This is a genomic window from Ideonella aquatica (assembly GCF_018069755.1).
Classification (GTDB): domain Bacteria; phylum Pseudomonadota; class Gammaproteobacteria; order Burkholderiales; family Burkholderiaceae_C; genus Ideonella; species Ideonella aquatica.
The window spans coordinates 1-20,707 of record NZ_JAGQDE010000035.1; the positions used below are offsets into that span (position 1 = coordinate 1).

Consider the following 20,707-nt stretch of genomic DNA (forward strand, 5'->3'; position numbering starts at 1 on the left):
CTCGCCTGCGGCTCGCTGTGCTCAGACAATGTGGGCCAAGTCAGAGAGATTTGCCCTGCAGTCCTGCGCTGCTCGGCGCCCTCCAATGGCCGGCTCTGCCTGCCTGCCCAGCCCTTGGCGGCACGGTTGGGGTAGCGCGATGGCCCCGAAGCGGCCTACGGCCGCTTCGGGCAGAGTTCAGTCCTTCAGCAGCCGCCAGCCAAACCCGATCAGGAACACCCCGGCCAGCCGCTCCAGCCAGCGGGCTGCGCGGCGGTGGGCGCGGACCTGAGCGGCCACCGCCTGGGCGAAGGCGCACAGCAGGAGGCAGTAGATCGCGGTGATGACGGCGATGGTGATGGCCATCGCGGCGAAGGTGGGCAGGCCGCGGTGCTGGGCGGGGTCGATGAAGAGGGGGAAGAAGGCCATGTAAAAGACGATGGCCTTGGGGTTGAGCAGGGTGATCAACAGGGCCTGGCGGAAGTAGTGGTGCGGCTCGATGCGTACCGGGCTGGCCGACTCGCCGTCCTTGGCGGTCAGCAGCTTCAGGCCGATCCAGGCCAGGTAGGCGGCGCCGGCCCAGCGCACCGCGTCGAAGACCGCAGGGTAGGCCGCCATCAGCGCGGCCACGCCGGCCACGGCCAGCCAGAGCAGCACCTGGTCGCCGGCAATGATGCCGAAGGTGGCGGCCGCGCCGGCGCGAAAGCCGCCCTTGGCGGTGCTGGTCAGCAGCGCAAAAGTGCCCGGGCCGGGCAAGGCCAGGAACAGCACGATGGCGGCGCAGAAGGCCGGGTAGTCGGCGATGCCCATGAAGGGGCCACTGAAGCTGGCAAGGTCCATGACCGCAGCATACTGCGGGCGCCTGTGGACAAGGCTGTGGACCGGCCTGTGGGTAGGCCGTGGAGTGGGTGTGGAGGGCCTGTGGAGTTCAGACCGTGGCACGCATCCAAACAATGCAGCGCTCGGCGTCCAGACCAGGCACGGCCAGACGTTCCACGTGGAACATCTCGACGTCCGCTGGTACGGCCTGGCGCTCCTCGTCGGTCAGGTGCGCCTTCATGGCCGCCCAGCAGCCGCCGGGCGCGAGGCGCTCACGGGTGAGGTGGACGAAATCGACCAGCGACGCGAAGGCTCGCGAGGTGATCATTGAGAACGGTGCGGTCGACATGTCCTCGACGCGCTGGTGGACGGCCTGCAGCTGGCGCAGGCCCAGCTCGGCACCGACCTGGCGGATGAACGTGGCCTTCTTGGCCACGGTGTCGACGCAGGTGATGGCCCAGCCCGGGTTGGCGATGGCCAGCACCACGCCGGGCAGGCCAGCGCCGCTGCCCACGTCGAGCAGGCGCAGGTCATCGGCATGGTCCAAGGCGGCGGCCTGCTGGCGCAGCGGCTGCACCACGGCCAGGCAGTCCAGCAGGTGCTGGGTCAGCATCTGCTGCGGGTCGCGCACGGCGGTCAGGTTGTAGACCTGGTTCCAGCGGGCGATCAGGTCCAGGTAGGCGAGCAGCTGGGCGGGCGCAGCCTCGGGCAGGGTGAGGCCGAGGGCGGCGATGCCGCGCTCAAGCGCGGCGGCTTGCGGATGGCTCACGGTTGGGGGTGTCCAAGGTGGCGGTGCGGGCCTGGCCGTCAAAGCCCTTGAACCGCTTCTTCTTCAGGTGGACCAGCAGCAGCGAGATGGCGGCGGGCGTCACGCCCGAGATGCGGGCGGCCTGGCCCAGGGTCTGCGGCTTCTGCCGGGCCAGCTTCTGGCGCACCTCGTGGCTCAGCGCGGTGACCTGGCTGTAGTCCAATTCGGGCGGCAGGGTGAGGTGCTCGTAGGCCTGGGCGCGTTCGACCTCTTCCTGCTGCTTGTCGATGTAGCCGGCGTACTTGATGCCGATCTCCACCTGCTCGACCACCGCGTCGGCCAGCAGCTCGCCCAGGTCGGCACGCAATGTTTCACGTGAAACACCGGCGTCCGGGCGGGCGGTGGCGGCGATGGTGGCGACGGTGTCGAAGGCCACGCCGGGGCGGCGAAGCAGGTCGGCCAGGTTGTACTCGCGCTCGATCGCCTTGCCCAGCAGCGGCTCGGCCGCCTCGGCCGGGAAGATGCCGGGGTGGACCCAGGTGGACTTCAGGCGTTCGGTTTCACGTGAAACAGCGTCGCGCTTGCGGTTGAAGGCGTCCCAGCGGGCGTCATCCACCAGGCCCAACCCACGGCCCAGCTCGGTCAGGCGGGCGTCGGCGTTGTCCTCGCGCAGTTGCAGCCGGAATTCGGCGCGGCTGGTGAACATGCGGTAGGGCTCGGAGACGCCCTTGGTCACCAGGTCGTCGACCAGCACACCCAGGTAGGCCTGGTCGCGGCGCAGGCTCAGCGCGGGGCGGCCCAGCGCCTGGGCGGCGGCATTGGCGCCGGCGAACAGGCCTTGGGCGGCGGCTTCCTCGTAGCCGGTGGTGCCGTTGATCTGGCCGGCGAAGAACAGGCCGCGGATCGCGCGGGTCTCGAACGTGCTGCTCAGCTCGCGCGGGTCGAAGTAGTCGTACTCGATGGCGTAGCCGGGGCGCAGGATGTGGGCGTTCTCCAGGCCGGTCATCGAGCGCACCGCGGCCAGCTGGATGTCAAAGGGCAGCGAGGTGGAGATGCCGTTGGGGTAGAACTCGTTGGTCGTCAGGCCCTCGGGCTCGAGAAAGATCTGGTGGCTGTCCTTGTCGGCGAAGCGGTTGATCTTGTCCTCGATGCTGGGGCAGTAGCGCGGCCCCACGCCTTCGATGATGCCCGTGAACATCGGGCTGCGGTCAAAGCCCGAGCGGATGATGGCGTGCGTGCGCTCGTTGGTGTGGGTAATCCAGCAGGGCAGCTGGCGAGGGTGCATTGCCGCCGAGCCCAGGAAGCTGAACACCGGCACCTCGGGGCCGGTGGGCGCCGAATCGCCCCAGCGGCCCACCAGTGGGACGCCATCACCGGGCTGTTCGGTCAGGCGGGTGAAGTCGATCGTGCGGCCGTCGATGCGCGGCGGCGTGCCGGTCTTCAGCCGGCCCTGCGGCAGCTTCAGCTCCTTCAGCCGGGCCGACAGGCGCTGGGCGGGCGGGTCGCCGGCGCGGCCGCCGGCATGGTTGGCCAGGCCGACATGGATCTTGCCGTCCAGGAAGGTGCCGGCGGTCAGCACCACCGTGCGGCCGCGGAAGGTGATGCCCAGCTGGGTGACGGCGCCGGTCACGCGATCGCCGTCAACCACCAGATCGTCCACGGCCTGTTGGAAGAGGGTGAGGTTGGGCTGGTTCTCCAGCCGGCGGCGGATCGCGGCCTTGTAGAGGATGCGGTCGGCCTGGGCGCGGGTGGCGCGCACGGCCGGGCCCTTGCTGCCGTTGAGGATGCGGAACTGGATGCCGCCTTCATCGGTGGCCAGCGCCATCGCACCGCCCAGCGCATCGACCTCCTTGACCAGGTGGCCCTTGCCGATGCCGCCGATCGACGGGTTGCAGCTCATCTGGCCCAGCGTCTCGATGTTGTGGCTCAGCAGCAGCGTGGTCGCGCCCATGCGGGCAGCGGCCAGCGCGGCCTCGGTGCCGGCGTGGCCGCCACCGACGACGATGACGTCGAATTCCTGGGGATAGATCATGGGCGCGCACGGGGCCGGTGCCTGCGGCGTCGCGCGCGCGGGCTGGTCGGCAGCTGGGGAACCCGCGATTTTAGGCGCCCGGTCGGCCGCGTGCACGCCGCGTGCAGGACAGGGACAATCCGCCGCATGGACTGCCGCTCCCATTGCGCCGCCTGCTGCATCGCGCCGTCGATCAGCAGCCCCATCCCCGGCATGCCGAACGGCAAGCCGGCGGGGGTGCGCTGCGTGCAGCTGGATGAACACGACCGCTGCCGGATCTTCAGCGATCCGCGCCGACCGGCCGTGTGCGGCTCGCTGCAGCCCAGCGAAGAGATGTGCGGCGACAGCCGCGAGCAGGCGATGCAGTGGCTGGGTGGGCTGGAAACTCAGACGCGCCCTCATACACTCGGCGCATGAACGAGACTGCGTCCCCCGGCCGCCTTGCCGACCGCCTGGGTCAGGCCTACCCGGCCGTGGCCGCGCTGCCAGCCGGCGTGCGCGAACAGGCCCTGGCCACGCAGGCCATGCTGCTGACGGTGCCGGCCGGGGCGCCGCTGTTCGAGGAGGGCGCGCCCTGCCAGGGCTTTCCGATGCTGCTCAGCGGTGAGGTGCGGGTGGCGCGCGGCTCGCAGGGTGGCCGCTCGCTGGAGCTGTACCGGGTGACGCCGGGCGAGCTGTGCGTGGCCTCCACCGCCGGCTTGTTCGGCCAGAGCCCGCTGGTGGCGCACGGCCGCGCCACGCAGGCCACCGAGCTGGTGGTGCTCAGCCGCGCCGGCTTCGAGTCCTGGGTGGCCGATCCAGGCTTTCGCCACTTTGTCTTCGGCGTCTTCGGTGACCGCCTGGCCGATCTGATGGGGCTGGCCGAGGCGGTGGCCTTCCAGCGCCTGGACCAGCGCCTGGCGGCGGCGCTGCTGGGCCACGGCAGCCCGCTGCTGGTCACCCACCAGGCGCTGGCTGACGAGCTGGGCACGGTGCGCGAGATCGTCACCCGCCTGCTCAAGCGATTCGAGCGCGCCGGCTGGCTCAGCCTGGGCCGAGAGCGCATCGAGCTGATCGATGCCCCGGCGCTGCGCCGCCTGGCCGCCGGCACTGGCACGGCGTGAAGCGCTGAGTGACGACAGTCACAGACGGCATGCCCGCGCGCGGGCACCATGCGGATGCCTGGCCCGGCACAGGGCCTTGATCAACGCTGGAAGGAGTTCCCCATGACTGCAAACGTCGGCGGCATTGACCGCATCGCCCGCATCCTCGTCGGCCTGGTGCTGATCGGCCTCACACTGGCCGGCCAGATCGGCGCTTGGGGCTGGATCGGCGTCGTGCCCCTGCTCACCGGACTGACCCGCTTCTGCCCGGCCTACCCGCTGCTGGGCATGAACACCTGCCCGATGAAGAAGGACTGATCGTCCAAGAAAAACGACCCGGAAGGCGCAAGGCCTGCCGGGTCCAAGCTCAGCCCGTCTGGCGCATGTCCGCGCGGGCTGTGGAGGGATCTCCTTGTCAGCGAACGGGCGTGGCATCCATGAGGGCCTCCGTCTCGTCGCGTTGTTCGGCGGGGTGTCCCAACGACGACCTCACCACTGCTTCTTGGTTTTGAACGCGCACTGGGCGTGGCTCACCAACCGCCAGTGCGGGGGAAGTCACGTTGCGACGCGATGACAGCGATTGGGTTCATGGCTCAACTCCTGGTGTCTGGACGGCAATCCGATCTGGAATGACGTCATTGCACCAGCGAGCCCGCCCTGCGGGCAGCTACGCGCCGTGGCAGCTTGACAAGCCAGCGCCTATCGTCTAGGCGGGGTGATCAGGCCCAGGCGGACCGCCTTGGCGGCGGCCGAATGCTTGGTGGCGCAGCCCAGCTTGCGCATCGCGTTCTTCAGGTGGAAAGCCACCGTGTGTTCGCTGATGCTCAGCAGCTTGCCCACCACCCAGGCGCTCTTGTCCTCGAGGGTCCAGGTCAGCACGTCGCGCTCACGGGCGGTCAGGCTGACCGCGTCTTCCTCGGGCTCGGGCAGGCGGATCAGGCGCAGTGCGGCGTCGTGGCTGTAGACCGCCATCAGCTGCAGCTCGGCCACCAGCGAGGTCAGCGTATCCACGCTGTCGGGCAGTCGCCCGGGCCCGTTGACGCCCAGCAGGTAATGCAGGCCGCTGGTGTGCATGGCCAGGCCGATGCCCTGGTGGAAGCCGAACGGCGCCTGCTCTTCCCAGAGGTCGGAGGCCCCGGCCTGGACATAGGTGTTCTGGTCCCAGACCACCGGCAGGGTCTGGTGCTTGACGGCCTGCAGCACCGGGTCGCGGCGCGAGTTGTCGCGGTTCTTGTGCGCGGCATAGAAGGCCTCGGGGATGTTGCCCACCGAGACGAAGGTGGCGTCGCCATCGGGCTGGTCCACCACCACCACCGCGCTGACCGTGGCGAAGTCGCGCCGCTGGGCAAACCGGATCAGCGCGCCCTCCAGGTCGAGCAGGCTGGCGGCGTCGCGGGCCTCCAGATACTCGGTGGCGATCACCATGACGGCCTCCGGGTCAGCCCTATCAACCCAGGCAGGTTGACCCACCGGGCCCGCTCCAGACAATGGCGACACGACAGATCGCGCCGGATCCACCGGCCCAGGAAGGAACCATGTACCGTTGGAGCACCCTGGCATTGCCGCAGGTCGAATGGCCCACCGGCCACGTCCCGCCCACCCGATTCCGCCACCTGCACACCACGGTGGATGAGCCCGAACTGCCGCGTGCCCGCGAGGTGGGCTACACCACCTGGCAGTCGATCGAGGCCGGCCCGATGGTGCGCCTGGGCTGGGACTGGGCCCTGATCGACGACGGCATCGTCGTGCTGGCCGACCCGCTGGGCATCAACTCGAACCTGTGCTTTCTGCAGGAGCGTGAGCCCCTCCACGCGAGCCGCGCCGCGGCGCACCTGAACGCGATTGTTCATGCGCTGCCCTGGCAGGCGACGATCCTGAAAGCGCTGCGCCGGCTGCGCGCGGACGGAACCCAGGCCTGCGCGACCCGCGCGAGCCGCCGCCGCGACGACGGCCCGGAGCGACCGCAGACCGTGAACGGGCGCTGAAGGGCCGGCGGCACATCCGCCTCGGGCCACCCCCGTGCTGACCGGCATCTGGTGCCGACTCCTCGTCATGTAGCGCCCATCGACCATCGCATGACCGCGCGGCCAAGCCGGACCGCGCCACCGAGTCCCGGTCCGCTCTGCGGCGGCGCCGTGGACCTGGCTCCCCAGAAACTGCGAATGTATACCGAGCCGATGACGCCGACCACCGCAGCGCCTGGATGACACACGCGCGTTGGGTGGCCGCACCACAGCGGCGTGCGCCGGTTGGGGATGCCGGCCTTGCGAAGAGACGCTGCTTGCTGGCAGCATCGGCGGCCCTGACCATGGATGGAACCCCCCGATGAAGCTCTTCTACAACCCTGGCGCCTGCTCGCTGGCTCCCCATATCGCGCTGCGCGAGGCCGGTCTGCCCTTCGAGCTGGTGCTGGCCAGCACCAAGACCAAGAAGCTGGCCGATGGCAGCGATTTCCTGGCCCTGAACCCCAAGGGCCAGGTGCCGCTGCTGGCCCTGGACAACGGCGAGCTGCTCAGCGAGGGCCCGGTGATCCAGCAGTACATCGCCGACCAGGTGCCGGCCAGCGGCCTGGTGCCGCCGGCCGGCACGATGGCCCGCTACCGCGTGCTGGAGTGGCTGAACTTTGTCACCAGCGAACTGCACAAGGGCTTCTCGCCGCTGTTCAACCCGGCCGTGCCGGCCGAGGCCAAGCCGGTCTTCGCCGGCCGCCTGAAGGAGCGCCTGGCCTGGGTCGACAGCCAGCTGGCCGGCCGCGACTACCTGACCGGCAACACGTTCACGATCGCCGACGGCTACCTCTTCGTGGTCAGCAACTGGACAGCGCCCACCGGCATCGACATCAGCGACCTGCCGAACCTGGCGGCCTTCCGCGCCCGCGTGTCGGCCCGCCCTGCGGTGCAGGCGGCGATGCAGGCCGAGGGCCTGATCAAGTAAGCGCCAGCTTACTGCCTTAGCCCTTCAGCAGCGCGTCACAGGTGGCGCGCTGCGCATCGGCCGCGGGCAGCGCCTGGCACACCGGGCCCAGCTGACCGCGCAGCCGGCCGATCACCGCGGCGTGGCTGCCGTCGGCGTTCCAGCTGGCCAGCTTGCTGGACATGCGCTGCAGTGAGCGCGCACTGCGCTCGTGGAAGGCGGCGTTCTGGCCGGCGGCCTCCTTCAGCATCGCCGCCGCGGCGGCTTCAATGCGCGCGGCGTCCTGCGGCGCCAGATCGACCAGCGCGCTGACATAGGAGGCGCCCCACTGCAGCCGGGTGGCGCCGCCGCTGGCTTTTTCGAAGGCCTGGCCAAACCAGTCCACCGCCTCGGCGTTGCGGCCCTGCTGGCGGGCATTGCTGCCCAACTGGCTCATCAGGTAGTAGGGCGAGTGGCTCTTGGCCAGGTTGGACTTGAGCAGCGCGTCGCTGTCGGCCCACAGCCCGGCGCGGGTCAGGCCATGGGCGGCGGCGGTGATCACGGTCTGGCGCTCGTTGCCGTCTTTCACCTCGCGGTCGACCGCGGCGGCCATGTCGCGCATCTGCTGCTTCAGCGCCGCGGGCAGGGTGGGTGCCTTGGTGTCCTTGGGCTGGCCCAGGCGCTGCAGGTCGATGCGCGCGATCAGCGCGCTCAGGCGGTCGGCGCGCGACAGCGTGGCGTCGGCCTGCAGGGCCTGCAGCGCGCGCTCGTAGGCGGCCACCAGTGCGTCGCGGTCGGCGCCGGCCACCGGGGCGGCGGCCGCGGCCAGCTCGGCGGGGTAGTTGACCAGCACGTCCATCAGCGCGCGGGCGCGGGCCGGCTGGCCCATCAGCGCCTGCACCCGCTGGCGGGTGGCGGCATCGGCGCGCAGGCCGCGCTGCTCGTTGCTGGCGGCCAGTGCGCGCAGCAGCAGGCGCTCGGCGCTGTCGCGCTCGGTCTTGGGGCAGGCGGCGGCCAGCTGGGCCAGCAGGCCGGGGCGCTCGGCCTCGGGCACCAGGCGGTCCTCGTCGGTGTCCCAGCTGTAGAAGGCCAGCAGCTGCCACTCGGCGGGCTTGAGCGGCTTGCCGGCACGCGCATCGGCCAGCACCGCCGATACCGGCCGCCCGCCCGACAGACCCAGCTGCAGCACGCGCAGCACCTGCGGCGCGTCGATCTCGCCGGGCAGGCGGGTGAGCTCCTGGCCCTGGGCGTCCATCAGGATCATGGTGGGGTAGCCGCGCACCTTGAAGCGGCTGGCCAGCTTCTGCGCGCCGGGCGCGTCGCCGTCCAGGTAGACCGGCACCACCGACTTGCTGCGCTCAATGAAGTCCTGGCGGTTGAACAGCGTGGACTTCAGGTGGTTGCACGGCGGGCACCACACCGCGCCCCAGTACAGCAGCACCGGCTTGCGCTGCTCACGGGCCTGGGCGAAGGCGCGCTCGATGTCGGCATCGGCCTCGGCGCTGAGCCAGGCCACCGCGCCGGGCCCCGAGGGCAGGGCGGCGGGGGCCGGGCCGGCCAGCGCACAAAGCAGGGTGGCGATCAGGGCAGTGTGTTTCATGGCGGCTCCGCGGTCGGGGTCCGATTCTGCTACGCCACCGGCCCCAGTGGCGCCTGGGGACTCTCCTCGTCCGGCGGTTCAGGGGTGGCGCGGGCCAGCGCCATCCACAGGCCCAGCATCGGCGTGAAGGGCCGGCGCGGCGCCGGGCGCAACACCTCCAGCGCGCCGCCGGGCGTGGCCTGCAGCACACCGAACAGCGGCGGGATCTCGTCAGCCTGCGCAATGCCCGCGGCCAGCACGTACCAGCATTCGCTGGCCAGCGCGCGGTAGGCCTCGCCCTTGGCCGGGCGGCGCAGGTCGGCCAGCAGGTCAGCGCGCGAGACCTTCACCTCGTGCGCGATCGGCAGCAGCGCGTCCTCGCGCGTGGTCTGGCGGATCGAGTAGACATCGGGCATGGCCACCACCCAGCGGGTGCGGCTGCCGCCCTCGGCCTCGGCCTGCACCAGCGGTGCGCGCAGTGCCAGACCGCGCCAGGCCAACCGACCGTCGCGCTGCATGGCCTGCGCCACCCGGGCGGCCAGGGCCTCATGCGCACCGAGGGCGGCCTGGTGCTGGCGGCGCGCGCTCAGCAACTGGGCGATGCCGGCGTCGGTCAGGCGCAGCGTTTCGCGGCCGTCGGCATCGAGCAGGCGCTCGACCCAGCCGGCGCCGATCAGCTCGAGTTCCAGCATGTCGCGGCTGGGCCAGCCGGCCGAGCGCCACAGCGCGCGCAGGCGCTGGCGCTGCGCGGAGCTGGCTCGGGCGGGCGCGTCGGACATCGCGGGCCATGCTAGCCTGCACGGATGAGCGCCGACACCCCCGCGATCCCATCTGGCTGGCACGCCGATGCCGAACGCCTGTGGCGTGCCGGCCAGCGCATGCCGGCGATCCAGTCGGCCGTGGCGGCGATCAACACCTTCGGCGACAACAAGCCCGCCGCACGCGTGCTGCAGCTGGCCTACTACCTCTACCTGATCAACGACTTCGGTGGCGCGGCCGCGGTGCTGCAGCAGCTGCTGCGCCAGCAGCCCGACCACCACGATGCGCTGATCAACCTGGCCGTCTGTCTGCAGCGCCTGGGCCGCCACGGCGAGGTGCTGGCGCTGTCGGAGCAGGCCCTGGTGCGGCAGCCCGACCTGCCGCTGGCGCTGGACCTGCGGGCCAAGTCGCTGATGCGCGTCGGCCGCCAGCCCGAGGCCCAGGAGGCCGGGCGCCAGTCGCTGCAGGCCAAGGACCGTGCCCTTGCGGCGCCGGCAACACCCTGGCAGCCGCCGCCGCACCCGGTGGCGCAGCAGGTCCAGGGCAAGCCTTCAGTGGTGTCGTTTTCGCTGTGGGGTGCCCACCCGCGCTATCTGCGCGGCGCGTTGCGCAACGCGCTGCTGATGCCCGATCTTTACCCCGGCTGGGTGATGCGCCTGTCGGTGGACGAGAGTGTGCCGGCCGACTTCATCGCCGTCATGCGCTCGCTGCAGGTGGATGTGCGGGTGCAGCCCGCCGGGCAGTCGCTGCGCCAGCGCCTGTGCTGGCGCTTTCTGGTGGCCAACGATCCGACGGTGGGCCGCTTCCTGGCGCGCGACTGCGACTCGGTGTTCAGCCTGCGCGAGGTGCGCGCGGTCGACGACTGGATCGCCTCGGGCCGCTGGTTCCATGTCATCCGCGACTGGTGGACCCACACCGACCTGATGCTGGCTGGCCTGTGGGGCGGCGTGGCCGGCGTCCTGCCCGACCTGGTGCCGCTGCTGGCGGGCTACCAGACCCGCCAGGCCGAGACGCCCAACATCGACCAATGGTTCCTGCGCGACCGCGTCTGGCCGCTGGTGCGCCACCATGTGCTGGTGCATGACCGGCTGTTCGCGGTGGAGGGCCGTGTGCCGCTGCCCGAGCCGCAGGGCAATTTCCACATCGGCCAGGACGAGTTCAGCGCCCACCGCCGCCGCCAGCAGCACCTGCTGGCCGCCTGGATCGAGCGCCTGCCCTGCCTGCGCCTGCCCGATGACCCGCCGACCGACACGGCGGCGGCCGGCGCATAGCATGCGGCCCATGGACAAGGTCACCACCCCCCGCGCGCTTGAGCACATCATCACCGGCCGCCCCACCAGCGACGGTGCCGGCGTGCGCCTGGTGCGCCTGCTCGATGGCCCGCTGCAGCAGCGCCTGGACCCGTTTCTGATGCTCGATGCCTTCGGCTCCGACGAGGCCGCCGACTACATCGCCGGTTTCCCCGACCACCCTCACCGCGGCTTCGAGACCGTGACCTACATGATCGCCGGGCGCATGCGCCACCGCGACTCGGCGGGCCATGAGGGCCTGCTGGAGAACGGCGGCGTGCAATGGATGACCGCCGGCCGCGGCGTCATCCACAGCGAGCTGCCCGAGCAGGAGGAGGGCCGGATGGAGGGCTTCCAGCTCTGGCTGAACCTGCCCGGCCGCGACAAGCTGTGCCCGCCCTGGTACCGCGACTTCAGCGACGCCCAGATCCCCGAGTGGCAGGCCAGCGGCGTGCGCGTGCGCGTGATCGCCGGCCATCACCAGGGCGTGCAGGGCGCGGTGCAGCGCGAGGCCACCCAGGTGCTGTACCTGGACGTGCACCTGGCACCGGGCGCGGCGCACGCGGTGGCCATCCCGCCCGCGCACAACGCCTTCGTGCATGTCTACCGCGGTGAAGCGGCGCTGGGCGAGGCCCGGCTGGCGGCGGGTCACATGGGCCTGCTGGCCAACACCGCCGGCAGCGACGGCGTGCAGCTGACCAACCCCGGCACCCAGCCGACGCGCCTGCTGGTGCTGGCCGGGCGTCCGCTGGCCGAGCCCATCGTGCAGTACGGCCCCTTCGTGATGAACACGCCGCAGCAAATCCACGAGGCGATCGCCGACTTCCGGGCCGGCCGCCTCGCCTGAGGGCGGCTGCGGTACCCCGCGGCCGGGTGCCCCACGCAGGCCGGCGCACGGCCGCTCCGAAGCGGCCTGCGCACCCTCTCGGAGGGTGGCCGCGGCACCCCGCGGCCGGGTGCCCCAGTTCTAGCGTTCCTTGCGCAGCGCCCCCGACGGCGCGGCGGAGGTGCCGAACATGAACACCGTGTACACGCCCTGTGCCGACAGCGCGGTGTCGGTCAGGCTGTACAACGCGGTGGACGACAGTGCCGAGCTGACCTCCAGTGTGGCGGCGTCGTTGCTGTTCAGCGCCACCGGGTCGGACACGCCGCCGGCGGCCAGGTCCGAGATCACGGCCTCGTAGTCGACCGTCAGCGTCAGCGGGTAGCTGGCCATGCCGTTCATCGCGTTGACCAGGCGCAGCTTGTACTTGCTGCTGCTGGTGGGCAGGCGGTTGTCGTCCTCGACCACGCTGACCGTGGGCGAGGCGACGGTGCCGCTGACCAGCAGCGTGTAGTCACCGCCAGCCTCCAGCGTGGCGGTGCTGGCCGTCAGGCTGGTGCCGGCCACGCTGACACGGACCGTGGCGCTGCCGGCATCGACCAGCTTGTAGCTGCCAATCGTCGGCGACGGCGCGCCGCTGAGCAGCGACACGCCGCCCACGCTGGCGCTGACCGTGGCGCTGCTGGCCACCCCGCCCACCACGCGCACGCGCGCCTGGGTGTTGAGCAGCGCCGTGACCGCGCCGTCTTGCACCAGTTGCATGGCGTGCACCAGCACGCCGCCGGGGCCGGGCATCAGCACCAGCGTGACCACGCCGGTGCTGGCCAAGGTGATGCTGGCCACGTCCAGGCGCAGATCACTGGTGTCTTCGCTGGCGGTGACGCGCAGGCGGTAGGTGCCGGCGGTCACGCTGGTGAGGCTGGAGGACGAACCACCGTCCACAGCGGCCGCCACCGGCGTCGAGGCGTCGAGGTCGTCGTCGGCCGCGGTCAGGTAGACATCCAGGCTGCCGGCGTCGCTGGCGGTGTTGAGCACCGTCAGCTTGGTCTTGCCGCTGTCGGCCGCGTCCACCGAGTCGGCGATCAGGTTGGACTTCAGCGCACCCTGCCAGCCGTAGGCGACCACGGTGTAGGCCGTGTCGGTGTCCAGCGAGCGGCTTTGGCTGAGCAGGTAGGTGGCCGAGTCGGCGTTGGTCAGCGCCGCCGTGACGGTGGCTGCCGAGACACTGGTGTAGCTGCTGGCGCTGCCATAGGCCACCGAGGACAGCAGGCGCTCATCGTCGATGTACAGGTCGAGGGCGTCGTAGCCGCTGGCATTGACCAGGCGCAGCGAGGCGTCGCCGCTGCTGGAGCCCCCGCAGCCGACCAGGCTGGTCATCGGGATCGCGGCCATCAGGCCCAGGAAGTGGCGCTTGGACAGGCGGTGTTCGGACAAAGGGGGCTCCTCGGCAGGTCGGGTAGGCATGATGGATGTGACAGGCGATCGTGGCGAGCGCGTGTTGCGCGCGTGTTGCGCGGTGGTCGCTTCTGCGTGAACCCCTCGGGCGTCGCACCGGGCAGAACAGGACCGGCAAGCTGAGGCATTTTGCGCCTATGCCCGCCGGCGCTGACCGGCACAGTGACGCCCCTGGGCGACTGTCCCTGTCGCCGCTCACCTGTCCGCCAGGAGACCGCATGGCCTCGTCCCTCCCCCCGTCCAGACTGGCCCGCCAGGCGGACCGACTCATCCTGTTGTCCCTGCTGGCCTCGGTGCTGATGGCCGTGGGCCTGGGGGTCTATGTCGGCCAGCCCGGCTTGGCCCTGGGCGCCGGCCTGCCGCTGGCGCTGCTGGGCGCGCTGGCCGCGCTGGCTGCACCGGGCACGCTGGCCTCGCGGCTGGTGCTGTCGGCCACGCTGATGGCCAGCGTGGCGCTGCACATCCAGCTGGCCCGCGGCCTGACCGAGATGCACTTCGGTGTCTTCGTGACGCTGGCTTTCCTGCTGGCCTACCGCGACTGGCGGCCGCTGGTGCTGGCGGCCGGCGTGATCGCGGTGCATCACGTGCTGTTTGACCGCCTGCAGGCGGCCGGCCTGGGCACCTACTGCCTGGCCGAGCCCGACCTGATGCGGGTGATGGTCCATGCCGGCTACGTGGTGGTGCAGACCGCGCTGGAGGTGTACCTGGCGATGCTGATGCGCAGCGCAGCCACGCAGGGCCAGGAGCTGGAAACCCTGGTCGATCACCTGGGCGCCCAGGGCCGCATCGCACTGGATGTGCAGTCGCTGCCGGCACGCACCCGGGCCGCGGCCGGCCTGAAGACAGCGCTGCTGTCGCTGGGTCAGGTGCTGCAGACTGTGGGTGGCAGCATCGCCAACATCCAGACCGCCTCCAGCGAGATCGCCAGCGGCAGCCTGGACCTCAGCGGCCGCACCGAGCAGGCCGCCGGCCAGCTGCAGCAGACCGCCTCGGCGATGGTGCAACTCTCGGGCGCCGTGCAGCAGACCGCCGAATCCGCCCGCGTGGCCAGCCAGCTGGCGGCGGGCGCGGCCGAGGTGGCGGGCCGCGGCGGCCAGGTGGTGGCCGACGTGGTGACCACGATGGGCGAGATCAACCAGGCGTCCAAGCGCATCGCCGACATCATCGGCGTGATCGATGGCATCGCCTTCCAGACCAACATCCTGGCGCTCAACGCGGCGGTCGAGGCCGCCCGCGCCGGTGAGCAGGGCCGCGGCTTCGCGGTGGTGGCCGGCGAGGTGCGCAGCCTGGCCGGCCGCTCGGCCGAGGCGGCGCGCGAGATCAAGCAGCTGATCGGCGACAGCGTGCAGAAGGTGGACGCCGGTGCCGAGCTGGTGGGTTCGGCCGGCACCACCATGGACGAGATCGTCGCCGCGGTGCAGCGCGTCTCCGACATCATCCGCGACATCACCGCCGCCGCCCAGGCCCAGAGCGAGGGCATCGCCCAGGTCAACGGCGCGGTGCACCAGCTCGACGCCTCGACCCAGCAGAACGCCGCCCTGGTCGAGCAGAGCTCGGCCGCCGCCGAGAGCCTGCGCCAGCAGGCCGGGCAGCTGGCGCAGGCCATGCAAGGCATCCGCGCCGCCTGAACCCCTATCATCCGGGCCATCCCATTGCCCGGGAGGAGCCCGCGATGTGCGGCCGCTATGTCGTGGCCTATGACCCTGCCACGCTGGTGCAGGGTTTCAGCCTGACCCGCATCCAGCCCTTTGAGCGCCGCTGGAACATCGCCCCGCAGAGCGAGGTGCCGGTGGTCCACGACACCCGCGAGGGTGAGCGCATCGGCACGCTGATGCGCTGGGGTCTGGTGCCGCACTGGGCGAAAGACGCCGGCATCGGCGCCAAGCTCAACAATGCGCGGCTGGAGAGCGCGGCCGAAAAACCGTCGTTTCGCCAGGCACTGCGCCGGCGCCGCTGCCTGATCCCGGCCAGCGGCTTCTACGAATGGCAGCCGCGCCGCGGCGCCGACGGCAAGCCCTTCAAGCAACCCTGGTACTTCAGCGCCGTGGATGGCGCGCCGCTGGCCTTCGCCGGCCTGTTCGAGGCCTGGCGCCCTGACGAGCGCGCCGACTGGCTGCTGAGCTGCTGCATCCTGACGCGCGACGCCAACGCCATCATGGCGCCGGTCCACGACCGCATGCCGGTGATCGTCGAGCCGGCCCACTGGGCCGCCTGGCTGGACCGTGGCGAGCAGCGGCCCGAGGCGCTGGCGGCGCTGCTGCTGCCGACGCCGCCGCAGGCCTTGCGCGCCTGGCCGGTCGACCGGGCGGTGGGGCGGGCCGGCCATGAGGGCGAGGCCCTCACCACGCCGCTGCCCGAGCCCCTGACCCCCGAGGCATAGGGGGCCAAAAGCGGCTTTCCCCCCGCATTTCGCCACGCTGCGCGGTCGTCGCCGCCCTTAGGCTTGGTCGTGAAACCTCCGACATTGCAGGAGTCGTCCGGAGAACGCCATGCCCCTTCAACTCGCCCGCCGATTTGCCGCCGCGCTGCGCCCCACCCCCGCCATCTCCACCTGCTGGGCCGACACCCAGCCGATGGGCCTGAGCGTCGAGTCAGCGCCGCGTCCACGCCCCTTCCAACAGGTGCTGGCCGGTTTGCAGGTGCAGGAGTGCCGCGACGAGGATCTGTTCGACACCTACTTCGGCGCGCACGAGTTCAGTCGGGAGAACTGATGTAGACCAGGCCCACCACCAGGCCCACCGAGCTGCGCCGCTGCGTCAGCGGGCTGTCGGCCGCCGGGCCCAGCAGGTAGGTCAGGCCGACCGTGCCGCCCAGACGCCAGTTCGGGTGCATGCGCCAGGTCAGCCCGGTGCCCACATGGGCGTCGGTCAGGCCGGCGCCGGGACGGTAGGCCGGCAGCCCGGCCGCCGCCGCCGAGGCCGCCGGTACACCGTGGTGGCTGCGCAGGTAGGTGGCATCCGCCGCGCCCAGGCCGATGCCCTGTGTCCAGCGCAGTGTGGGCGACAACGCCACCCGGCGCGACAGGTCGACCGACAGCGTCACGCCGCCGTCGCGGCCCAGCAGATCGCCCGACAGCGCCGCGCTGAGCGCACGCTGGTCATCGGCCTCGCCGTCGAGCGCATAGCGCCCGTACAGCCGGGCGCGCAGCGTGCTGCGCACCTCCGGCAGCGCGGCCAGGCGCGGATCGTCGCTGGGCGAGCGGCCCTTGTCGTAGCGCAGCGCCAGGCCGGAGCTCCAGCGCGAGGACTCCACCAGCGACACGCTGGCGCCCGGCGCGCGGCTGCCGTCGGCGGGTCCCTCGATCAGATTGGCCTGCGACGAGGTCAGACGAAAGCGCCCCCAGCGCAGCCCGACCACCGGCCGCGCCGACACGTCGTAGTTGTCGGAGCCGGCGAAGCTGGGCTTCCAGGCCGTGGCCAGACCGATCTGGTAGTTGAAGGCGGCTTCGTCGTCGGCGGCATGACTGGTCGGCGCCAGCAGGCTGGCCAGTCCCGCCAGGGCCAGGGCGGGCAGTCGCAGAAAGGGGCTGGTGGCATCGCGCATGGAAGGCGATGCTAGTGCGCCAAGATTGGCCACGCCTGAAGAGGGATGAGGCCCGTGACAGTGCCATACTCCGAGACAGCTCCGCGGCTGCGGCAAGCCGCGCTGCGCGACGAAGGAGGTTCTGTGATGCACCTCGGCACCTGGCGGCGATCGGGGTTTCGCCCGGCGCGACGACGCGTCGGCCTGTGCCTGGCGATGGCCGCATCGCTGTTCACCGCAGCCCCGGCCCCGGCCGCAGCGTCCGAGCCCACCGTGCTGCGCGTGGTCGGCGGCCTGGCCGGCGTGAACCAGTACCTGCGCCATGAAGAACCGTTCTGGACCCAGGAGCTGCCCCGCCTGAGCGGCGGCCGCCTGCGCGCCGACGTCGTGCCCTTTGACCGCGCCGGCATCCGCGGCGCCGACATGCTGCGCCTGATGCAGCTGGGCGTGGTCAGCTTTGGCACCGTGCTGGTCAGCCAGGCCAGCGGCCAGGACCCGCTGCTGGGCGCGATGGACCTGGCCGGCCTGAACCCGGACATCGCCAGCCTGCGGCGCCACCTGGCGGCCTTCCGGCCGCTGCTGGCCGAGCGCCTGCGCGAGCGCCATGGCATCGAGCTGCTGGCGGTCTACACCTACCCGGCGCAGATGGTCTTCTGCAACAAGCCGCTGGTCAGCCTGACCGACCTGTCGGGCCGCAAGGTGCGCACCTCCAGCCCCACCCAGGCCGACTGGGTGGAGGCGCTGGGCGGCATGGCGGTGACCACGCCCTTTGCCGAGATCGTGCAGCAGATGCGCAGCGGCGGCCTGGACTGCGCCATCACCGGCAGCATGTCGGGCAACACCATCGGCCTGCACGAGGTCACCAGCCACATCCACACGCTGCCGATCACCTGGGGCTTGTCGCTCTTCGGTGCCAACCGCAGCGCCTGGCAGGCCCTGCCCGCCGACCTGCGCGGCGTGCTGACGCGTGAGCTGGCGCGGCTGGAACACGACATCTGGCAGGAGTCCGATCACGAAACCGGCGAAGGCCTGGCCTGCAACATCGGCGCCCAGGCCTGCGTGGGCGGCCGCAAGGGCCGCATGACCGAGGTGCGCGCCACGCCGGCCGATGTGCGTCGCCAACGCGAGATCTTTGCCAGCACCGTGCTCTCGCGCTGGCTGCAGCGCTGCGGCGCCGGCTGCGCCGAAGCCTGGAACCGCACCCTGGGGCCGGTCAACGGCACGCTGGCACCGCGCTGACTGTGACACCGCTGCCCGCCCCCGCCGACGGCGTCGCCGATACACGGCGCACACGCCGCGCCGTGGGGCTGATGGCTGCGCTGCTGGTGGCCCTGGTCGCCGGGGTGACCACCTGGCTGCTGCTGAGCCTGCGCGAGGAAGCCCTGCGCGAGGCGCGCGACGCCGTCGAGCGCCAGGTGGCCGGCGCCGAGGCGGCGCTCAACCGCAGCCTGCTGGGCCTGGACCTGCTGCTGGCGGGCCACGACAGCACACTGCAGCCGGTCTGGACGCCGACCGGGCTGGACGAGGGCCGGGCGCGGCAGCTGCTGTACGCCACCGTGCGCCAGAACCTGTCGCTGCGCGACATGGCCCTGGTGGACGACCAGGGCCGGGTGCGCGTGTCGGCCCAGGCGCTGGATGGGCGGCCACCGATGCAGCCACCCAGCGACTGGCTGGGCGGGCTGCGCCAGCAGGCCGTGCCCCAGCTGCGCGTGTCCGAGCCGGTCCAGACCTTTGCCACCGCCGAGCGCGTGCTCTACCTGGCGCGGCCACTGAGTGATCCGCGCGGGCAGCGCTGGTTCATCGTCGCCGAGTGGCCGGTCGCCGTGGCGGCGTCCATCCTCGGCCCGAATGCCGAGGAGGGCGGCATCAGCCTCACGCTGGAGCGTGACGACGGCCTGCTGATGGCCGTGGCGCCGCCGCAGGACGCCCTGCTGGGCAGCCAGCTGGCGCGGCCGCTGGGGGCGTTGCAGACGGGCGGCGTGGCACAGGACGTCCGCGCCCGGCTGCAGGACGAACCCGCGCTGGTGGCGGCGCGGCCGCTGCTCTACCAGGGGCTGCTGGTCAGCGCCGGGCTGCCGCGCGCGGTGGCGCTGCAGGAGGGCGAGCTGACGCGCCGGCTGGTGGTGGCGGTGGCGGCCCTGTTCTCGCTGGCGCTGCTGGGCGCCGCGGTGGCCACCGACCGCTACCTGCGGGGCCTGGCACGCGCGCGGGCCGAGACCCAGCGCACCAAGGATTCGCTCGAACGCGCGCTGGCGGCCATGGGCGACGGCTTCCTGCTGTGCGATGCGCAAGACCGCGTGGTGGTCTGGAACCAGCGCTACGAGGACCTGTTCCCGTGGCTCAAGCCGGTGCTGGCGCCGGGGGTCGACTTCGAGCGCCTGGCGCTGACCGGCGCCTTGGCGCTGATGCCCGACGCCAGCCAGGCCGACCAGCAGGGCTGGGTGCAGATGCGCCTGGCCGTGCACCGCCAGCGCGAGGGCGGCTACGAGCAGGAGCTGCCCGACGGCCGCGTCATCCACGCAGTGGAGCGCCGCACCCCCGAGGGCGGTGTGGTCAGCGTGTTCCGCGACATCACCCGCAACGAGCGCGAGCTGGCCCGTGCCAAGCAGGCCGCCGAGGCCGCCAACGAGGCCAAGTCGCGCTTCCTGGCGGCGATGAGCCACGAGATCCGCACCCCGCTCAACGCCGTGCTGGGCATGAACAGCCTGCTGCTGAACACCCCGCTGACTGACGAGCAGCGACGCTGCGCCGAGCTGATCCACGGCTCCGGCCAGACCCTGCTGGCGCTGATCAACGACATCCTGGACCTGTCCAAGGTCGAGGCCGGTCACCTGACGCTGGAGCTCACCGATATTGACCTGGTGCGCACCGTGGACGAGGTGGCCTCGCTGCTGCGCCTGCGCGCCCAGGCCAAGGGCCTGGTGCTGGACCTGGAGGTGACGCCGGGCCTGCCGGCGCGGCTGCGCGGCGACGCCAGCCGGCTGCGCCAGGTGCTGTTCAACCTGCTGGGCAATGCGCTGAAGTTCACCGAGCAGGGCCGCATCAGCGTCGAGCTGGCCCACCAGCCGCTGCCCGATGGCCGCTGCCAGGTCTCGATCGCGGTGCGTGACACCGGCATCGGCATCGCTCCCGAGCTGCTGCCGCGCCTGTTCACCCGTTTCATGCAGGGCGACAGCGGCGCGGCCCGGCGCTACGGCGGCAGCGGCCTGGGGCTGGCGATCAGCCGCGAGATCGTCCACCTGATGGGCGGGCGCATCGACGTGCAGAGCGCGCCGGGCGTGGGCAGCTGCTTCACCGTGCTGCTGCCGCTGCAGCGCGCGGCCGACGCGCCTGAGACGCCGGCCGCTGGCGCCGCGGGCGCCGCCGTGCCGCGCCCGCCGCTGCGCATCCTGGTGGCCGAGGACAACGCGGTCAACCAGATCCTGATCCAGGCCATGCTGGACCAGTTGGGCCACGAGTGCACCCTCGTCGCCGACGGCATGGCGGCGCTGCGCCAGGTCCAGCTCGAGCCCTACGACCTGGTGCTGATGGATGTGCAGATGCCGCTGATGGACGGCGAGTCGGCCACCCGGGCGATCCGTTCGCTGCCCGGGCCGCTGTCGCGCATCCCGATCGTCGCGATGACTGCCAACGCCATGGTCGAGGACCGTGCCTCGCACCTGGCCGCCGGCATGGACGACCATGTCAGCAAGCCGCTGGACCTGGGCCTGCTGGCCGCGGCGATCGAGCGCACGCGGCGCGGCTGAAGC

The 20,707-nt window shown here is 71.7% G+C and carries 20 protein-coding genes; 12 read left to right on the forward strand and 8 right to left on the reverse strand.

The window, feature by feature from the left end; genetic code table 11:
• Positions 1 to 177 precede the first annotated feature (177 nt).
• The 3 genes from KAK06_RS22155 to mnmG all read right to left on the reverse strand — a co-directional run bounded on the left by KAK06_RS22155 (position 178) and on the right by mnmG (position 3,578).
• The gene (locus tag KAK06_RS22155) at positions 178 to 819 is read right to left on the reverse strand and encodes a LysE family translocator (RefSeq protein WP_247653056.1); all 642 of its coding nucleotides are present in this window, start codon (positions 817 to 819) and stop codon (positions 178 to 180) included.
• A gap of 88 nt (positions 820 to 907) precedes the next feature.
• Positions 908 to 1,567 (reverse strand): 16S rRNA (guanine(527)-N(7))-methyltransferase RsmG, encoded by a 660-nt coding sequence (gene rsmG, locus KAK06_RS22160; RefSeq protein ID WP_210804347.1) that lies wholly within the window; start codon positions 1,565 to 1,567, stop codon positions 908 to 910.
• Positions 1,539 to 3,578 carry a tRNA uridine-5-carboxymethylaminomethyl(34) synthesis enzyme MnmG gene (gene mnmG, locus KAK06_RS22165; protein ID WP_210804348.1) on the reverse strand — a complete coding sequence of 680 codons (2,040 nt, stop codon included), beginning with the start codon at positions 3,576 to 3,578 and terminating at the stop codon, positions 1,539 to 1,541. Before mnmG ends, rsmG begins: the two co-directional genes overlap by 29 nt.
• Positions 3,579 to 3,704: 126 nt before the next feature.
• On the opposite strand from mnmG, the gene KAK06_RS22170 reads away from it, so the two are divergent.
• From KAK06_RS22170 to KAK06_RS22180, 3 genes are all read left to right on the forward strand, one after another.
• Complete coding sequence (locus KAK06_RS22170; protein WP_210804349.1) at positions 3,705 to 3,974, forward strand: YkgJ family cysteine cluster protein; 270 nt, start codon at positions 3,705 to 3,707, stop codon at positions 3,972 to 3,974.
• Entirely contained in the window at positions 3,971 to 4,660 is a 690-nt protein-coding gene (locus KAK06_RS22175) for a Crp/Fnr family transcriptional regulator (protein WP_210804350.1), read from the forward strand. Before KAK06_RS22170 ends, KAK06_RS22175 begins: the two co-directional genes overlap by 4 nt.
• 102 nt (positions 4,661 to 4,762) lie before the next feature.
• Entirely contained in the window at positions 4,763 to 4,957 is a 195-nt protein-coding gene (locus tag KAK06_RS22180; protein ID WP_210804351.1) for a YgaP family membrane protein, read from the forward strand.
• Positions 4,958 to 5,338: 381 nt separating this feature from the next.
• Here the strand turns inward: KAK06_RS22180 and KAK06_RS22185 are convergent, their stop codons facing one another.
• The gene (locus KAK06_RS22185) at positions 5,339 to 6,064 is read right to left on the reverse strand and encodes a helix-turn-helix transcriptional regulator (RefSeq protein ID WP_210804352.1); all 726 of its coding nucleotides are present in this window, start codon (positions 6,062 to 6,064) and stop codon (positions 5,339 to 5,341) included.
• A gap of 110 nt (positions 6,065 to 6,174) precedes the next feature.
• On the opposite strand from KAK06_RS22185, the gene KAK06_RS22190 reads away from it, so the two are divergent.
• Together KAK06_RS22190 and gstA are read left to right on the forward strand one after the other, a co-directional pair.
• Positions 6,175 to 6,624 carry a DUF4902 domain-containing protein gene (locus tag KAK06_RS22190; protein ID WP_210804353.1) on the forward strand — a complete coding sequence of 150 codons (450 nt, stop codon included), beginning with the start codon at positions 6,175 to 6,177 and terminating at the stop codon, positions 6,622 to 6,624.
• A 340-nt stretch (positions 6,625 to 6,964) separates the two neighbouring features.
• Complete coding sequence (gene gstA, locus KAK06_RS22195; protein WP_210804354.1) at positions 6,965 to 7,573, forward strand: glutathione transferase GstA; 609 nt, start codon at positions 6,965 to 6,967, stop codon at positions 7,571 to 7,573.
• A 16-nt stretch (positions 7,574 to 7,589) separates the two neighbouring features.
• On the opposite strand, the gene KAK06_RS22200 is transcribed toward gstA, so the two are convergent.
• Complete coding sequence (locus KAK06_RS22200; protein WP_210804355.1) at positions 7,590 to 9,131, reverse strand: thioredoxin family protein; 1,542 nt, start codon at positions 9,129 to 9,131, stop codon at positions 7,590 to 7,592.
• 29 nt (positions 9,132 to 9,160) lie between these two features.
• Complete coding sequence (locus KAK06_RS22205; protein WP_210804356.1) at positions 9,161 to 9,889, reverse strand: hypothetical protein; 729 nt, start codon at positions 9,887 to 9,889, stop codon at positions 9,161 to 9,163.
• 24 nt (positions 9,890 to 9,913) lie between these two features.
• Here KAK06_RS22205 and KAK06_RS22210 point away from each other — a divergent pair, with 24 nt between their 5' ends.
• Together KAK06_RS22210 and KAK06_RS22215 are read left to right on the forward strand one after the other, a co-directional pair.
• Positions 9,914 to 11,140, forward strand: a complete 1,227-nt coding sequence (locus KAK06_RS22210) for a tetratricopeptide repeat protein (RefSeq protein WP_210804357.1) — start codon at positions 9,914 to 9,916, stop codon at positions 11,138 to 11,140.
• Positions 11,141 to 11,150: 10 nt separating this feature from the next.
• Entirely contained in the window at positions 11,151 to 12,005 is an 855-nt protein-coding gene (locus tag KAK06_RS22215) for a pirin family protein (RefSeq protein WP_247653058.1), read from the forward strand.
• Positions 12,006 to 12,125: 120 nt separating this feature from the next.
• Here the strand turns inward: KAK06_RS22215 and KAK06_RS22220 are convergent, their stop codons facing one another.
• On the reverse strand, positions 12,126 to 13,415 hold the full coding sequence (locus tag KAK06_RS22220) for a DUF4397 domain-containing protein (protein WP_210804359.1): 1,290 nt from the start codon (positions 13,413 to 13,415) through the stop codon (positions 12,126 to 12,128).
• Between the two features lie 239 nt (positions 13,416 to 13,654).
• Here KAK06_RS22220 and KAK06_RS24605 point away from each other — a divergent pair, with 239 nt between their 5' ends.
• The 3 genes from KAK06_RS24605 to KAK06_RS22235 all read left to right on the forward strand — a co-directional run bounded on the left by KAK06_RS24605 (position 13,655) and on the right by KAK06_RS22235 (position 16,147).
• The gene (locus KAK06_RS24605) at positions 13,655 to 15,064 is read left to right on the forward strand and encodes a methyl-accepting chemotaxis protein (protein WP_310741140.1); all 1,410 of its coding nucleotides are present in this window, start codon (positions 13,655 to 13,657) and stop codon (positions 15,062 to 15,064) included.
• 44 nt (positions 15,065 to 15,108) lie between these two features.
• Entirely contained in the window at positions 15,109 to 15,816 is a 708-nt protein-coding gene (locus KAK06_RS22230) for an SOS response-associated peptidase (protein ID WP_210804361.1), read from the forward strand.
• Between the two features lie 109 nt (positions 15,817 to 15,925).
• Positions 15,926 to 16,147, forward strand: coding sequence for a hypothetical protein (locus KAK06_RS22235; RefSeq protein WP_210804362.1), 222 nt, complete (start codon positions 15,926 to 15,928; stop codon positions 16,145 to 16,147).
• On the opposite strand, the gene KAK06_RS22240 is transcribed toward KAK06_RS22235, so the two are convergent.
• Positions 16,131 to 16,979, reverse strand: coding sequence for a MipA/OmpV family protein (locus KAK06_RS22240; RefSeq protein WP_210804363.1), 849 nt, complete (start codon positions 16,977 to 16,979; stop codon positions 16,131 to 16,133). The genes KAK06_RS22235 and KAK06_RS22240 overlap by 17 nt on opposite strands.
• A gap of 126 nt (positions 16,980 to 17,105) precedes the next feature.
• On the opposite strand from KAK06_RS22240, the gene KAK06_RS22245 reads away from it, so the two are divergent.
• On the forward strand, positions 17,106 to 18,197 hold the full coding sequence (locus KAK06_RS22245) for a TRAP transporter substrate-binding protein (RefSeq protein ID WP_210804364.1): 1,092 nt from the start codon (positions 17,106 to 17,108) through the stop codon (positions 18,195 to 18,197).
• A 71-nt stretch (positions 18,198 to 18,268) separates the two neighbouring features.
• Positions 18,269 to 20,704, forward strand: coding sequence for an ATP-binding protein (locus KAK06_RS22250; RefSeq protein ID WP_210804365.1), 2,436 nt, complete (start codon positions 18,269 to 18,271; stop codon positions 20,702 to 20,704).
• The last annotated feature ends 3 nt before the right edge of the window (positions 20,705 to 20,707 follow it).